Genomic DNA, 15,405 nt, shown 5'->3' with positions numbered 1-15,405 from the left:
AATGGGGCCGATGCGCGCCCAGCGGGAGCAAGCTCCCTCGCCACAAAAGCCTCCCTACCCACCGATGAATGAAAAAGGCGACCCGGAGGTCGCCCTTTTATTCGAATCAGCGCCTCACTGCCCGCTGTAGATCTGGTCGAAAACCCCACCGTCATTGAAGTGAGTCTTCTGCACCGTGCGCCAGTCGCCGAAGGTTTTTTCCACCGACAGGAAGTCCACTTTCGGGAAGCGGTCGGTGTATTTGGCCAGTACCGCCGGGTCCCGTGGGCGCAGGTAGTTGGCGGCGGCGATTTCCTGGCCTTCGGGCGACCACAGGTACTTGAGATACTCTTCGGCGGCTTCGCGGGAGCCTTTTTTCTCGACGACTTTGTCGACCACGCTGACCGGTGGCTCGGCTTCGGCGGAAACGCTCGGGTAGATCACCTCGAACTGGTCGCGGCCGAATTCGCGGGCGATCATTTCTGCTTCGTTTTCAAAGGTCACCAGCACGTCGCCGATCTGGTTGGTCATGAAAGTGGTCGTCGCGGCGCGACCGCCGGTGTCCAGTACCGGCGCCTGCTTGAACAGTTTGCCGACGAAGGCCTTGGCCTTGTTCTCGTCACCGCCATTTTTCAGCACGTAACCCCAGGCCGAGAGGTAGGTGTAGCGACCGTTGCCGGAGGTTTTCGGGTTGGGCACGATCACCTGCACACCGTCCTTGAGCAGGTCAGGCCAGTCCTTCAAGGCTTTCGGGTTGCCTTTGCGCACGATGAACACCGTGGCCGAGGTGAACGGCGCGCTGTTGTTCGGCAGGCGGGTGACCCAGTTCTCGGGCACCAGTTTGCCGTTGTCCGCCAGGGCGTTGATGTCGGTCGCCATGTTCATGGTGATGACATCTGCCGGCAGGCCGTCGATCACCGAGCGCGCCTGCTTGCTGGAGCCGCCGAACGACATTTGCACGGTGATGTTTTCGTTGTGCTCGGCCTGCCAGTGCTTCTGGAAGGCTGCGTTGTAGTCCTTGTAGAAATCGCGCATCACGTCGTAGGAAACGTTGAGCAGGGTCGGGGCGGCGTGGGCCAGGCTGCCAAAGGTCAGGCCAGTGGCGAGAAGGGCGGCGCCAAAGAAGTTCTTCACTACGAATTCCTTTTTATCAACGGGGGTTCCGGGCAATTAGCCAGCACACTAGCTGCAAGCCTATAGACCTTCAAGCATCAAAAAGTGCTTTGCTTATTCCAATTTCTTAAACAGCGCATTGCCACAACGGGAGCAGAAAGCGGCACCGTGTTCGTGGTTGTTTTTGCTGCACACCGGGCAATCGTGCTGGAGCTGGTCGCCGCGCATGGCGGTGGCCAGTTCAGCCGTGAAAATACCCGTCGGCACGGCGATGATCGAATAGCCGGTGATCATTACCAGGGATGACACCACCTGGCCCAGCGGCGTCTTGGGCACGATGTCGCCGAAGCCCACGGTGGTGAGTGTCACGATAGCCCAATAGATGCCCTTGGGAATGCTGGTAAAGCCATGCTCGGGACCTTCGATGACGTACATCAGCGTGCCGAAGACGGTCACCAGGGTCGAGACGCTGACCAGGAACACGATGATTTTCTGCTTGCTCCCCCGCAGCGCCGCCATCAGGTAATTGGCTTGCTTGAGGTAAGGACTGAGCTTGAGCACGCGGAAAATCCGCAGCATGCGGATGATCCGAATGATCAACAGGTACTGGGCATCGCTGTAGTACAGCGCCAGGATTCCCGGCACGATCGCCAGCAGGTCCACCAGCCCGTAGAAACTGAAGGCATAGCGCAGCGGCTTGGGCGAGCAGTACAGGCGCAGGCCGTACTCGACGATGAAGACGAAGGTGAAGCCCCACTCGATACCGGCCAGCAGGGCCGCGTAGTTTTTGTGCACGCTGTCGATGCTGTCGAGCATCACGATCACCAGGCTGGCGAGGATGATCAACAGCAAGGTGCTATCGAAGCGTCGACCGGCGACGGTGTCGGTCTGGAAAATGATCACGTAGAGGCGTTCGCGCCAGTTGTTGCTGCTTTGCATAATCGTCGCCTGAACCGGAATCAGCGAAGCCTAGGGCGATTGCCCTGCAGAGCGCAAGGCGCGCTGTCGAGGTTGGCCTGGCGCCACGCCCGGCCGGTGGCCTGGATCAACCAGCACGCGAGGATGAACGGTGCCGTCAGGGGAGGCAGGCCGAGGGTGATAAAACCTGGGGCAAGCATGAGCGCCAGGAGAATGCCCGCCAGTGGCAGCCAGGCATGGCGGCGCTGTTGGCTGAGGGCCAGCGCCACCAACACCGGGTTGTAGCCACCCAGCCCGCAAAGGGCGGTTACGTTTTCATGTTGCGACAAGGCGAAGGCCAGGCCGGCGGCGGAACCGAACAATGCCCAAACGGCGGCACGACGGTCGGCCAGCAGCAGGCCCGCCGCGATCAGCGCACCCGCCGCCGGGTGGCCAAGAAACATGACCTGGCCCAGACCGCTCAAATGCGCGGCCAGCAGGTTGGGTACTGTCATTTCAATCGAGGTGGTTGGGGGCGGCGGCAGGGTGAAACTCATCAGCAGCCAAGCCAACCCTACAAAAGGCGCGGTGTAGGCGGGCAGGCATCGAGGGCCTCGGGTGCGCTTGAGCCATTGCTGGGTCAGCATCGCGCTGAGACCGCCTGTGGCGAGGATCAACGGTGGCAACAGGACGGACCAGGGCAACGCGAGGCTCAGCAGCAAGCCCAGCAGGATGCCGTTGTAGCTGAACAGCCCGGCTTGCCGGTCGGCCTTGGCGTAACCGCGTCGCTGGGCCGTGAGCAACCCGGCCACCCCACCCAGCAACGCACCGCCGAACAGAGCGGGCGCAGTGAGCAGGATCGCCAGCAGGCACAGCAGGCCGCACAACGGATGGCGCTGGAGGAAGACTTGGCTGAAGCCGTTGAGCAGGGCGGTGGCCCAGTCGGGGCAGGGGGTGTTGGGCATAGTAGGTGTGTCAGAGGGACTGAGTCGACTTCATCGCGAGCAAGCTCGCTCCCACACTGGACTTGTGGCATTCACAAAACCCTGTGGGAGCGAGCTTGCTCGCGATGGGGCCAGTAGAGCCGCTAGATCAGGGTCTCAATGCGCAGCGAATTGGTCGACCCCGGCTGCCCGAACGGCACGCCCGCCGTGATCAGCAAGGTATCGCCGCGCTGGGCCATGCCTTGGGCCTGGGCGATTTCCAGGGCGGTGGAACAGACTTCATCCACTTGCTTCAACCGATCGTTGACCACCGAGTGCACGCCCTAGGCCACTGTCAGGCGGCGAGCGGCCTGCAGGTTCGGCGTGAGGTTGAGGATCGGCACCGTCGGCCGTTCCCGCGCCGCCCGCAGGCTGGAACTGCCCGATTCGCTGTAGTTCACCAGCACCGCCACCGGCAGCACGTTGCTGATACGCCGGATCGCGCAACTGATCGCGTCCGACACCGTGGCTTCGGCTTTCGGCCGGCTGACGTCCAATTGCGCCTGGTAGTCGGGGCCGTTTTCCACTTGGCGGATGATCTTGCTCATCATCTGCACGGCTTCGAGGGGGTAATCCCCTGAAGCGGTTTCCGCCGACAGCATCACCGCATCGGCCCCCTCGGCCACGGCGTTGGCCACGTCGGTGACTTCGGCGCGGGTGGGCGCCGGGGAGAAACGCATCGACTCGAGCATCTGCGTCGCCACCACCACCGGTTTGCCGAGGGCGCGGCAGGTGCCGATGATGTTCTTCTGGATCTGCGGCACGCTCTCGGCCGGGACTTCGACACCCAGGTCACCGCGAGCAACCATGATCGCGTCACTCAATTCGGCGATTTCCCGCAGTTGGGTCACCGCCGACGGTTTCTCGATCTTTGCCATCAGGAACGCCTTGTCGCCGATCAGCGCCCGGGCCTCGCGGATGTCCTCGGGACGTTGGACGAACGACAACGCCACCCAGTCCACGCCCAGCTCCAGGCCGAAACTCAAGTCGCGCCGGTCCTTGCTGGTCAACGGGCTCAGGTCAAGCACGGCCTGGGGCACGTTCACGCCTTTGCGGTCCGACAGCTCGCCGCCGTTGAGCACCTCGGTGTCGATGGCGTCGCTGTGCCTGGCGGTCACGCGCAGGCGCAACTTGCCGTCGTCCAGCAGCAGGTCCATGCCGGGCTCCAGGGCCGCGATGATCTCCGGGTGGGGCAGGTTGACCCGGCGTTGATCGCCGGGCGTCGGGTCCAGGTCCAGACGCAGGGCCTGGCCGCGTTGCAGCAGGACCTTGCCGTCGGCGAACCGGCCGACCCGCAGCTTCGGGCCTTGCAGGTCCATCAGGATACCCAGCGGGTAATTGAGCTGCTGATCGACCTGGCGAATCCACTGGTAGCGCTGGGCGTGGTCGGCATGCTCGCCGTGGCTGAAGTTCAGGCGGAAGATGTTCACGCCGGCCTGTACCAGCGCGCGGATGTCATCGATGCCGCGGGTGGCGGGGCCGAGGGTCGCGAGGATCTTGACCTTTTTATCAGGCGTCATGTTCGGGGTTCTCGAGGATCAGGATGGCGCGAAAGTCATTGACGTTGGTGCGGGTCGGTTCGGTGACGATCAGCCCATCCAGGGCGGCGAAGTAGCCGTAGCCATTGTTGTTGTCCAACTCGTCGCTGGCGCACAGGCCCAGCGCGGCGGCGCGGCGATAACTGTCCGGGGTCATGAGGGCACCGGCGTTGTCTTCGGAACCGTCGATGCCGTCGGTGTCGCCGGCCAGCGCGTAGATGCCAGGATGACCCTTGAGGCTGTCGGTCAGGCTCAGCAGGAATTCTGCATTGCGCCCGCCACGACCGTCGCCGCGCACGGTGACGGTGGTTTCGCCGCCGGAGAGGATCACGCACGGCGTCGCCAGTGGCTGGCCGTGCAGGGCGATTTGCCGGGCGATGCCGGCGTGGACTTTCGCCACCTCCCGGGATTCGCCTTCCAGGTCACCGAGGATCAATGGGCTGAAACCGGCCTGGCGCGCCTTCACTGCCGCGGCCTCCAATGACTGCTGGGGGCGGGCGATCAATTGGAAGTGGCTGCGGGCCAGGCTTGGGTCGCCGGGCTTGACGGTTTCCGATGCCGGGCTGTGCAACCAGTTGCGCACTGAGGCCGGCACCTCGATCCGGTAGCGCTGGAGAATCGCCAGGGCTTCGGCCGACGTGCTGGGGTCGGCCACGGTGGGGCCGGAGGCAATGACCGTGGCAAGATCCCCGGGCACATCGGAGATCGCGTAGGTGTACACCGTCGCCGGCCAGCAGGCCTTGCCCAGGCGCCCGCCCTTGATCGCCGAGAGGTGCTTGCGCACGCAATTCATCTCGCCGATGGTCGCGCCGGATTTAAGCAGGGCTTTGTTGATCGATTGCTTGTCGGCCAGGGTGATGCCTTCGGCGGGCAAGGCCAGCAGGGCAGAACCGCCGCCGGACAGCAGGAAGATCACCCGGTCGTCTTCGCTGAGGTTGCTGACCATTTCCAGCACCCGCTGGGCCACGGCCAGGCCTGCGGCATCAGGCACCGGGTGGGCGGCTTCCACTACTTCGATTTTCTGACAGGGCGCGCCATGGCCGTAGCGGGTCACCACCAGGCCAGACACTTCGCCCTGCCAGCAGCGCTCGACCACTTGCGCCATGGCCGCCGCGGCCTTGCCGGCACCGATGACGATCACCCGACCGCTGCGGTCGCTGGGCAGGTAGCGTTCAAGGACGTGTTGCGGATGGGCCGCGTCGATGGCTGTGGCAAACAGCTCGCGCAGCAGTTGTTGCGGATCGACCGACATGGCGGGCTCCCGATTTTTATTATTGGCTGAGGCGACTTGGTTACCTGTGGGAGCGAGCTTGCTCGCGATAGCGGTTTTACATTCAACATCAATGCAGGCAGATCCACCGCTATCGCGAGCAAGCTCGCTCCCACAGGGTTCTTTGGTGTGTCAGTTATCGCGGATGGAGAAATTGGCCATGTGCTCCAACCCCTTGATCAACGCCGAGTGATCCCAGTTGCTGCCACCAATGGCCGCGCAGGTGCTGAACACTTGTTGGGCGTTGGCGGTGTTGGGCAGGTTGATGTTCAGTTCCCTGGCGCCTTGCAGGGCCAGGTTCAGGTCCTTCTGGTGCAGGCTGATGCGGAAGCCCGGGTCGAAGGTGCCCTTGATCATGCGTTCGCCGTGCACTTCGAGGATCTTCGACGAAGCGAAACCACCCATCAGCGCTTCACGGACCTTGGCCGGGTCGGCACCGTTTTTCGAGGCGAACAACAACGCTTCGGCTACCGCCTGGATGTTCAAGGCAACGATGATCTGGTTCGCGACTTTGGCGGTCTGGCCATCACCGTTGCCGCCCACCAGGGTGATGTTCTTGCCCATGGCCTGGAACAGCGGCAGGGCACGCTCGAAGGCGGCGCTGTCGCCACCGACCATGATGCTCAGCGTCGCGGCCTTGGCGCCGACTTCACCGCCGGATACCGGAGCGTCGAGGTACTGCGCGCCTTTTTCATTGATCTTCGCCGCGAAGGCCTTGGTGGCGGTGGGGGAGATCGAGCTCATGTCGATCACCACCTTGCCCGCGCCCACGCCCGCCGCCACGCCGTCGGCGCGCAACAGTACGTCGTCGACCTGCGGGGTGTCCGGAACCATGACGATGATGAACTCCGCTTCCTGGGCCACTTCCTTCGGGTTGGCCAACGCTACCGCGCCGCCCGCCAGCAGGTCGGCCGGGGCCGTGTCGTGGTGCTGGGACAGGAACAGGCTGTGACCGGCCTTTTGCAGGTTCAGTGCCATGGGGTGGCCCATGATGCCGGTGCCGATGAATCCGATTTTAGCCATGGGGAAATCCTCTTGTTGTTATCGCTGCTTCAAGCAAATGGGAGACGGTTTTTTTGTGGGAGCGAGCCTGCTCGCGATGGCGGTTCTACATTCAACAACGATGTGGGCTGGACTACCGCTATCGCGAGCAGGCTCGCTCCCACAAGGTTTTCAGCCAGCCCAATCCCGCTTCGGTGGTGGTCAGCGGCTTGTATTCGCAGCCGACCCAACCCGTGTAGCCGATGCGGTCCAGGTGTTCGAACAGGAAGCGATAGTTGATCTCGCCCGTGCCCGGCTCGTTGCGTCCCGGGTTGTCCGCCAGTTGCACGTGGTTGATCTCGCCCAGGTGCGCCGACAGGGTCCGGGCCAGGTCACCTTCCATGATCTGCATGTGGTAGATGTCGTATTGCAGGAACAGGTTGGCGCTGCCCACCTGCTCGCGGATCGACAGGGCCTGGGCGGTGTTGTTCAGGTAGAAGCCGGGAATGTCGCGGGTGTTGATGGCTTCCATCACCAGCTTGATGCCTTTGGCCTGCAGCTTCTCGGCGGCGTATTTCAGGTTGGCGACGAAGGTTTTTTCCACCAGGGTTTCACTGCAGTTCTGCGGGCGAATCCCCGACAGGCAGTTGACCTGGGTGTTGCCCAGCACCTGGGCGTAGGCGATTGCCAGGTCGACACCGGCGCGGAATTCCTCGACCCGGTCCGGCAGGCAGGCAATGCCGCGCTCACCCCTGGCCCAGTCGCCGGCCGGCAGGTTGAACAGCACCTGGGTCAGGCCGTTGGCGTCGAGCAAGGCCTTGAGTTCGGCGGAGCTGTAGGCATAAGGAAACAGGTATTCGACACCACTGAAACCGGCCTTGGCGGCGGCTTCGAAACGGGCGAGAAAATCCTGCTCGGTGAACAGCATGGACAGGTTGGCGGCGAAACGCGGCATGGTGGTCTCCTTAAATAATGTGAACGCACCCCTGTGGGAGCGAGCTTGCTCGCGATGAAGGCAGTACAGCCAACATCACCGGCACTGACCCACCGCTATCGCGAGCAAGCTCGCTCCCACAGGAGGGCGTCGGCAGTCAGTCGAGTAGCGAAATGGCAGTCGGTGCATCGTTGCCCACAAGCGCCAGATCTTCAAATTCATTGACGGCGTTGATCTCGGTGCCCATGGAAATGTTGGTCACCCGTTCCAGGATGATCTCGACGATCACCGGCACCTTGAACTCCTCGATCATGGCCTGGGCCTGGCGCAGGGCTGGCTGGATACCGGACGGTTCGAACACCCGTAGCGCTTTGCACCCCAGGCCTTCGGCCACGGCAACGTGATCCACGCCATAACCGTTGAGTTCCGGGGCGTTGAGGTTGTCGAAGGACAGCTGCACGCAGTAGTCCATGTCGAACCCGCGTTGGGCCTGGCGAATCAAGCCCAGGTAGGAGTTGTTCACCACGACGTGGATGTAGGGCAGCTTGAACTGCGCACCCACCGCCAGCTCTTCGATCATGAACTGGAAGTCATAGTCGCCCGACAGCGCCACGACCTTGCGGCTCGGATCGGCCTTGACCACCCCCAGCGCGGCCGGAATGGTCCAGCCCAACGGCCCGGCCTGGCCGCAGTTGATCCAGTGGCGTGGCTTGTAGACGTGGAGGAACTGCGCCCCGGCGATCTGCGACAGGCCAATGGTGCTGACGTAGCAGGTGTCCTTGCCGAACACCTGGTTCATTTCTTCGTACACACGCTGTGGCTTGACCGGTACGTTGTCGAAGTGCGTCTTGCGTTGCAGGCTGGCTTTGCGTTGCTGGCAGTCTTGCAACCAGGCGTCGCGGTTTTTCAGCTTGCCGGCGGCTTGCCATTCACGGGCCACTTCGATGAACACCGTCAGGGCCGAGGCGGCATCGGAGACGATGCCCAGGTCGGGCGTGAACACGCGGCCGATCTGGGTCGGCTCGATGTCCACGTGAATGAACGTGCGGCCTTCGGTGTAGACGTCCACCGAACCGGTATGACGGTTGGCCCAGCGGTTGCCGACGCCCAGCACCACGTCCGACTTGAGCAAGGTGGCGTTGCCGTAGCGATGGGAGGTTTGCAGGCCGACCATGCCGACCATCAGCGGGTGATCGTCGGGGATGGTGCCCCAGCCCATCAAGGTTGGGATGACGGGGATGCCGGTCAACTCGGCGAACTCCACCAGCAGTTCGCTGGCATCGGCATTGATGATGCCGCCGCCAGCCACCAGCAATGGACGCTCGGCCTGATTGAGCATCGCCAGGGCTTTCTCGATCTGCACGCGGTTGGCCGCGGGTTTGGCCAGGGGCAGTGGCTGGTAGGCGTCGATGTCGAATTCGATCTCGGCCATCTGCACGTCGAACGGCAGGTCGATCAGCACCGGGCCCGGACGGCCGGAGCGCATCTCAAAGAACGCCTTCTGGAAGGCATACGGCACCTGGCCGGGCTCCAGCACGGTGGTTGCCCACTTGGTCACGGGTTTGACGATGCTGGTGATATCCACAGCCTGGAAGTCTTCCTTGTGCATACGGGCGCGGGGGGCTTGCCCGGTGATGCACAGGATCGGGATCGAATCGGCCGAGGCGCTGTAGAGCCCGGTCACCATGTCGGTGCCGGCCGGGCCCGAGGTGCCGATGCACACGCCGATATTGCCAGCCTTGGTGCGGGTGTAGCCCTCGGCCATGTGCGAGGCGCCTTCAACGTGGCGAGCAAGGACGTGATCGATGCCACCCACCTTCTGCAGGGCGGAGTACAGCGGGTTGATCGCGGCACCCGGGATACCGAAGGCGGTGTCCACGCCTTCACGGCGCATTACCAGAACGGCGGCTTCGATTGCTCTCATTTTGCTCATTGTTTTGTGCCTCTTACGTTTTGTAATTGTATACAAGTGGCTTTGCGCAGAGTGTATTCACGGTAAACGGCGCAGGTCAATCCATTTCCTCAAGCAGCTGTTTCATTCGTCGGAAGGCCAGGTTTTGCTGCGGTCTTCCATCGATTAAGGTGCTTTATGAAAATTATTGTATACAAAAATATGCATTGTTGTGTTCTATTTGTTGTGTTCGGTTTTGCTGAAAGTGAAGCCCACAAGGCTCTCCCATAACAAAAGAAGGACAGCACCCATGAGCGTTCTAACCTTGAAAATCGCCGTCAACCTGGCCGGGCAAGCCCTTGTCGCCGGTCGTGAAATCAGCGCAGCACCCCTGACCGTCGCGGTCCTGGACAGCGGCGGGCACCTGGTTGCCTTGCAACGCGAAGACGGCGCCAGCCTGCTTCGCCCGCAGATCGCCATCGCCAAGGCCTGGGGCGCCATCGCCCTGGGCAAAGGCTCACGCCTGCTCGCCCAGGACGCCCAGCAACGCCCAGCGTTTTTCGCGGCATTGAACGGGCTGGGGCAGGGCAACGTCGTACCGGCCCCGGGTGGGGTATTGATCAGGGATCAGGATGGGAAGGTGCTGGGGGCGATTGGTGTCAGTGGTGATGTTTCGGATGTGGATGAGCAGGTGGCGGTCAGGGCGGTGGAGGCGCTGCGGTTGAGGGCGGATGCGGGGGGTACTGTTTGATTTTGCGGTGAATTGACTGACGTCATCGCGAGCAAGCTCGCTCCCACAGGGCCTGGTGATCGACACAAAATGTGTGAACGTCGCAAATCCCCTGTGGGAGCGAGCTTGCTCGCGATGACGATCTACCAGACACATCCAGCCAAGAGTCTGTCCGGCATTCAAAAATCTACAGGCCTAGCCTTTGATGACCTGATCATTGGAGAGGCGAAGGAATGCCTGATCTACCTGCTTCACATCGCTTGCACACCGGTCGTTACGGTGAGTTGAATCGAATCTATTTATTGACCACTAAGACGGCAGAGCGAAAGCCGATTTTCAAGGATTTCGCTTTAGGTCGATTGGTCGTTGAGCAATTTAGGTGTGCCCAGGATGAGAGATGGGCGAAGTCATTGGCTTGGGTGATCATGCCTGACCATTTCCATTGGTTGATTGAATTGCAGCAAGGCTCGCTGAATGAGTTGATGCAAAAAACCAAGTCCTTGAGTGCTCGGGCGGTAAACATGTCCACAGGGCACAGAGGCAGCCTTTGGCAACCGGGTTACCACGATCGAGCTTTGCGGCGGGAAGAGGATTTGGTAAAGCTGGCTCGCTATGTTGTGGCAAATCCACTGCGGGCAGGCCTGGTAGAGCGACTTGGCGACTATCCGCTGTGGGATGCCATTTGGCTTTGACTTGAAATCGAGTTGTCTTCAATCGCGAGCGAGCTCGCTCCCACAAGGGCACCGCGGTCCCCTGTGGGAGCGAGCTTGCTCGCGATGAAGGCAGCTCGGTCCATCAGTCGGGCTCACACCCCTTCAACACCAACCGAATAATCGTCTGCGCCGCCGCTTCGTAATCCGCCTCATCGAGCTTGGCCTTGCCGGTCACGGCGCTGATCTGCCAGTCGAAATCGGCATAGGTCTGGGTGGCGGCCCAGATGCTGAACATCAGGTGGTTGGGGTCGATGGGGGCGATCTGGCCGCGGTCGATCCAGGTCTGGATGCAGTCGATGTTGTGCCGGGCCTGGGCGTTGAGTTGGTCCACCAGGTCGGGGCTCAGGTGGGGGGCGCCGTGCATGATTTCGCTGGCGAAGACTTTCGAGGCGAAGGGCAGGTCGCGGGAGATGCGGATCTTGGAGCGGATGTAGTGGCTCAGTACCTCGCCGGGCACGCCGTCGGCATTGAACGGTGTCGAAGCCTGGAGAATCGGCTCGATGATGCTTTCCAGTACCTCGCGGTAGAGGTTTTCCTTGGATTTGAAGTAGTAGTAGACGTTGGGTTTGGGCAGGCCTGCCTTGGCCGCGATGTCGCTGGTCTTGGTCGCGGCGAAGCCCTTGTCGGCAAACTCTTCGCTGGCGGCACGCAGGATCAATTCTTTGTTGCGCTCGCGGATAGTGCTCATAAACCCAGGGGTTCCTTGCCTGTTCTGGCGGTGGCGCATGGTAGCACCGGCCTCGCGCGGCGCTCAAGAATGCCCCTGGTGGCCTGTGTGGCTAATTCGTGCACTCAACTTCGGCGCCAGTGCTTGCCAAGCTGCGTTACCATTCCTCGCCGTAGCGGGCTACGACTCGTCATGGCGCCTTGCCTGGCAAGCACTGGCACTCGAATTTGAGTACTCGAATTAACAGTACAGGCCACAAGGCGCTGCGGCTCGCGGTATGCTGCGCGGCATTATTATTCAAGGAGCCCCTCCATGGCCGGAAGCAGTTTGCTGGTACTGATCGACGATATCGCCACCGTGCTCGACGATGTTGCGCTGATGACCAAAATGGCCGCCAAGAAGACCGCTGGCGTGCTCGGCGATGACTTGGCGCTCAATGCCCAGCAAGTCTCTGGTGTACGGGCCGAGCGGGAACTGCCGGTGGTGTGGGCGGTGGCCAAGGGATCGTTCATCAACAAGTTGATCCTGGTGCCATCGGCGCTGGCGATCAGCGCCTTCGTGCCCTGGCTGGTGACGCCGCTGTTGATGGTGGGCGGCGCCTACCTGTGTTTCGAAGGGTTCGAAAAACTGGCCCACAAGTTCCTCCACAGCCCGGCCGAAGACCAGGCTGAACATGCGCAACTGGTCGAGGCCGTGGCGGATCCGGCGGTCGATCTGGTGGCCTTTGAAAAGGACAAGATCAAGGGCGCGGTACGCACCGACTTCATTCTGTCAGCGGAAATCATCGCCATCACCCTCGGCACTGTTGCCGACGCCGCGCTGACCCAGCAAGTGATCGTCCTGTCGGGCATCGCCATCGTCATGACCATTGGCGTCTATGGCCTGGTGGCCGGGATCGTCAAGCTCGATGACCTGGGGCTCTGGTTGACGCAAAAGCCAGGGCAGACCGCCAAAAGCATCGGCGGCGCCATCCTGAGTGCAGCGCCCTATATGATGAAAAGCCTGTCGGTGATCGGCACGGCAGCGATGTTCCTGGTGGGCGGCGGCATCCTGACCCATGGCGTGCCAGCGGTGCATCACTGGATCGAAAGCGTGACGGCCAGCGCCGGTGGTGCCGGGTTTATCGTGCCGACGTTGCTCAATGCGGTGGCGGGCATTGTCGCGGGGGCGGTGGTGTTGGTCGGTGTGCTGGCGGTGGGCAAGATCTGGAAGACGCTCAAAGGCTAAAACTGACAACTCATAACCCCGTGGGAGCGAGCTTGCTCGCGATGAGGGCCTGGCATCCAACATTAATGTTGCCTGACAGACTGCTATCGCGAGCAAGCTCGCTCCCACAGTGGGTTTTGGGGTGGCCGAAAGTTATTCGGCAATCTGCAACTTGCGCGACTCGGTGTACACGTAGCGCACCTTCTCATACTCGAATGGCGAGTTCAGTTGCCCGTAGCGGAAGCTGGTCTGGTAGCGCTTGTCCACGCCGCGCAGAAGCAGCAGCTCCGGGTGGTTGGAGCTGACTTCCGAGACGTTCAGGAAGTTGATCGCCGATTCGGCCGTGTAGTCCACCAGCAGGCCTGAGGTGTCGCGCAAGTTCGACGGGCCAAAGATCGGCAACACGAAGTAGGCGCCGCCCGGTACGCCGTAGAAACCCAGGGTCTGCCCGAAGTCTTCGCTCTGGCGCGGCAGGCCCATGGCGGTGGCTGGGTCCCACAGGCCGGCGATGCCGACGGTGGTGTTGAGCAGCAGGCGCGCCGTGGTTTCCATCGAACGCTTGCCCTTGAATTGCAGCAGGCTGTTCATCAGGTTTGGCACGTCCCCCAGGTTGTTGAAGAAGTTGCTCACCCCAGTGCGCACGAAGCTTGGCGTGACGTAGCGGTAGCCATCGACCACGGGCAGGAATACCCATTGGTCGAAGCGATAGTTGAAGTGGTAGACGCGGCGGTTCCAGGACTCCAACGGGTCATAGACGTTCAGGGCGTTGAGGGTCGAGCGCTCGAATTCGCGCTGGTCCAGGCCCGGGTTGAACTTGAGCTTGCTCGACGGCTCCTTGAAGCCGTCCGAATCCACCACCACAGGCGCATTGGCCTTGCTGTTGTCGGCGTGGACCATGCCCGCACTCATTAACGCAGCGATAAGCAGCAGATATTTAGCCACGGAAGAACTCCAGCATGGCGTCGCTGTTGACGCGGTAGTTAAGGTTGCCGCAGTGGCCGCCCAGCGGATAAACCGTCAGGCGATCGCCAAAGGTCTTGCGCAGGAAGCCCAGGTCGCCCGGACCGAGAATGACGTCGTCGGCATTGTGCATGACGGCAATCTTCGGGCTGTCGTGCAGGTAATCCTTCAGCGCGTACAGGCTGACCTGGTCGACCAGTTGCAACAGGCTGCCGCCGTCAGTACGCGCGCGCCACATCGGAATCACCTGCTCGGTGAGGTAACAGTCGAAATCGCATTGCAGCGCGCGCTTGAGGAACGGCGTCAGGCTGGTGCTTTCGGTAATCGGGAACTTGGGCGGGATGATCAGCCCGCGCCGATTGATCAGGTCCGAAGTGAACGCGATGTCGGCCGCCGAGAAACGGAACGAGGTGCCGATCAACATGGCCATCTGCTCGTTGCTCAGGTGTTGCTTGGACTGCTGGAAGTCGTAGACCAGGGCATCGTTGAGGTCGATGTAGCCTTTTTGCTGGAAGTAGCGCGTCAGCTTGTTCAGCACCAGCTCATAGAAGGTGGTGGTGTTGTTGATGCCCTTGACCTCGGTCTGGACCAGTTTGTCCAGGTTGGTGATCGAGGTGTAGAGGTTCACCGGCGGGTTCAGCAGCAGCACCTTCTTGAAATTGAAGCTGCGCCGGGTTTCGTCCAGGTGTGCGACGAAGGCCGCGTCCAGGGCACCTAGGCTGTAGCCGGTCAGGTAATACTCGGTCACCGGCAGCTTGGGGTTCTGCGCGCGCACGGCTTGCATCACCCGGTACATGTCTTCGGCGTCTTCCTTGGAAATGCCTGGCGTGGCGAAGCGCGAAGCGGCGCTCATGAAGTCGAAGCTGGTGGGCGAGGACAACTGCACCACGTGGTAGCCGGCCTTGTAGTAGAGGCGCTTGAGGTATTCATTGATGCTACTGTCAAAGCGCGCACCGGTGCCGGCGATGAGAAAGATCAGCGGCGCGGGTTTGTCCTGGGTGGCCATGCGGTAGGTGAGGCTTTTCACTGGCCAGAAGTTGTCCGGCAGGATGAACTCGCGTTCCGGGCGCAGGGTCAGGCTGTGGTCTGCCTGGTCGATGTCTTCGATCAGCGGCAACTCCGGGCGCAGGTCCGGTGGCGTGGTAGCGATGGTCGCCTCGAACGGGTTGGTCAAGGGGTAGCCATAGCTGGCGGCGTCAATATCTGCCGCCAGCGCGGACGCACTCAGGATAAGGCCGCCGAGAAGGGCAGCGAAGCGCAAGGAACGGAGCATGACTGGATCCCTTAGAGGAAGGTGCCGAATGAGGTTCGCAGGCTATGACCACCGAAGCAGAGCCAAGTGCCATGATGGGCACAAAACAGGCACGGACGGGGCGCGATAGTAGCGGGACGATACACGGTCGTGCGTGCTGGCGGCTAGTTATCTGGCGTTTGCCGGATTTGACCGCTAAATTTCACGTGTGACGGAGCTACAAATGCCCGGAACTGAAAGCTGGCGTTCTGATGTCGTTTCTCGTTGCCTCGACGTCGCAGACAGAGCAGG

The 15,405-nt window shown here is 61.7% G+C and carries 13 protein-coding genes and 1 pseudogene; 3 read left to right on the top strand and 11 right to left on the bottom strand.

Translation table 11 applies throughout. The features are described from left to right. Positions 1-114: 114 nt before the first annotated feature. The 8 genes and pseudogenes from QMK47_RS21310 to gcl all read right to left on the bottom strand — a co-directional run bounded on the left by QMK47_RS21310 (position 115) and on the right by gcl (position 9,628). Positions 115-1,113, bottom strand: coding sequence for a sulfate ABC transporter substrate-binding protein (locus QMK47_RS21310; protein ID WP_253477048.1), 999 nt, complete (start codon positions 1,111-1,113; stop codon positions 115-117). Positions 1,114-1,206: 93 nt separating this feature from the next. Next, on the bottom strand, positions 1,207-2,031 hold the full coding sequence (locus QMK47_RS21305) for an ion transporter (protein ID WP_214509640.1): 825 nt from the start codon (positions 2,029-2,031) through the stop codon (positions 1,207-1,209). Between the two features lie 20 nt (positions 2,032-2,051). Then, a complete protein-coding gene (locus QMK47_RS21300; RefSeq protein WP_258689070.1) occupies positions 2,052-2,954 on the bottom strand; it encodes an urea transporter in 903 nt (300 codons plus the stop codon). 122 nt (positions 2,955-3,076) lie between these two features. Then, positions 3,077-4,492, bottom strand: a pseudogene (gene pyk / locus QMK47_RS21295) (pyruvate kinase). Further along, on the bottom strand, positions 4,482-5,762 hold the full coding sequence (locus QMK47_RS21290) for a glycerate kinase (protein ID WP_320389290.1): 1,281 nt from the start codon (positions 5,760-5,762) through the stop codon (positions 4,482-4,484). The pseudogene pyk and the gene QMK47_RS21290 overlap by 11 nt, the downstream one beginning before the upstream one ends. Before the next feature lie 150 nt (positions 5,763-5,912). Then, positions 5,913-6,803 (bottom strand): 2-hydroxy-3-oxopropionate reductase, encoded by an 891-nt coding sequence (locus tag QMK47_RS21285; protein ID WP_253477022.1) that lies wholly within the window; start codon positions 6,801-6,803, stop codon positions 5,913-5,915. Positions 6,804-6,921: 118 nt separating this feature from the next. Further along, positions 6,922-7,716: a hydroxypyruvate isomerase gene (gene hyi / locus QMK47_RS21280; RefSeq protein WP_320389289.1), complete on the bottom strand. Its 795-nt coding sequence runs from the start codon at positions 7,714-7,716 to the stop codon at positions 6,922-6,924. A gap of 136 nt (positions 7,717-7,852) precedes the next feature. After that, positions 7,853-9,628 carry a glyoxylate carboligase gene (gene gcl, locus QMK47_RS21275; RefSeq protein WP_320389288.1) on the bottom strand — a complete coding sequence of 592 codons (1,776 nt, stop codon included), beginning with the start codon at positions 9,626-9,628 and terminating at the stop codon, positions 7,853-7,855. Between the two features lie 268 nt (positions 9,629-9,896). On the opposite strand from gcl, the gene QMK47_RS21270 reads away from it, so the two are divergent. Together QMK47_RS21270 and QMK47_RS21265 are read left to right on the top strand one after the other, a co-directional pair. Then, positions 9,897-10,337, top strand: a complete 441-nt coding sequence (locus tag QMK47_RS21270) for a GlcG/HbpS family heme-binding protein (protein ID WP_253477015.1) — start codon at positions 9,897-9,899, stop codon at positions 10,335-10,337. Between the two features lie 212 nt (positions 10,338-10,549). Further along, positions 10,550-11,008, top strand: a complete 459-nt coding sequence (locus tag QMK47_RS21265; RefSeq protein WP_253477012.1) for an REP-associated tyrosine transposase — start codon at positions 10,550-10,552, stop codon at positions 11,006-11,008. Positions 11,009-11,111: 103 nt separating this feature from the next. Here the strand turns inward: QMK47_RS21265 and QMK47_RS21260 are convergent, their stop codons facing one another. Further along, the gene (locus QMK47_RS21260; RefSeq protein WP_214509649.1) at positions 11,112-11,717 is read right to left on the bottom strand and encodes a TetR/AcrR family transcriptional regulator; all 606 of its coding nucleotides are present in this window, start codon (positions 11,715-11,717) and stop codon (positions 11,112-11,114) included. 291 nt (positions 11,718-12,008) lie between these two features. Here QMK47_RS21260 and QMK47_RS21255 point away from each other — a divergent pair, with 291 nt between their 5' ends. Continuing rightward, positions 12,009-12,923 (top strand): DUF808 domain-containing protein, encoded by a 915-nt coding sequence (locus tag QMK47_RS21255; protein ID WP_320389287.1) that lies wholly within the window; start codon positions 12,009-12,011, stop codon positions 12,921-12,923. A gap of 132 nt (positions 12,924-13,055) precedes the next feature. Here the strand turns inward: QMK47_RS21255 and QMK47_RS21250 are convergent, their stop codons facing one another. Beyond that, positions 13,056-13,844 (bottom strand): VacJ family lipoprotein, encoded by a 789-nt coding sequence (locus tag QMK47_RS21250; protein ID WP_258689067.1) that lies wholly within the window; start codon positions 13,842-13,844, stop codon positions 13,056-13,058. Beyond that, on the bottom strand, positions 13,837-15,135 hold the full coding sequence (locus tag QMK47_RS21245) for a serine/threonine protein kinase (protein ID WP_253477003.1): 1,299 nt from the start codon (positions 15,133-15,135) through the stop codon (positions 13,837-13,839). Before QMK47_RS21245 ends, QMK47_RS21250 begins: the two co-directional genes overlap by 8 nt. Between the last annotated feature and the right edge of the window lie 270 nt (positions 15,136-15,405).

The organism is Pseudomonas sp. P9_35, assembly GCF_034008205.1.
Classification (GTDB): Bacteria; Pseudomonadota; Gammaproteobacteria; order Pseudomonadales; family Pseudomonadaceae; genus Aquipseudomonas; species Aquipseudomonas kilonensis.
The sequence above is the reverse complement of the archived record's forward strand: the minus strand, read 5'-3'. Positions and strand labels throughout refer to the sequence as shown.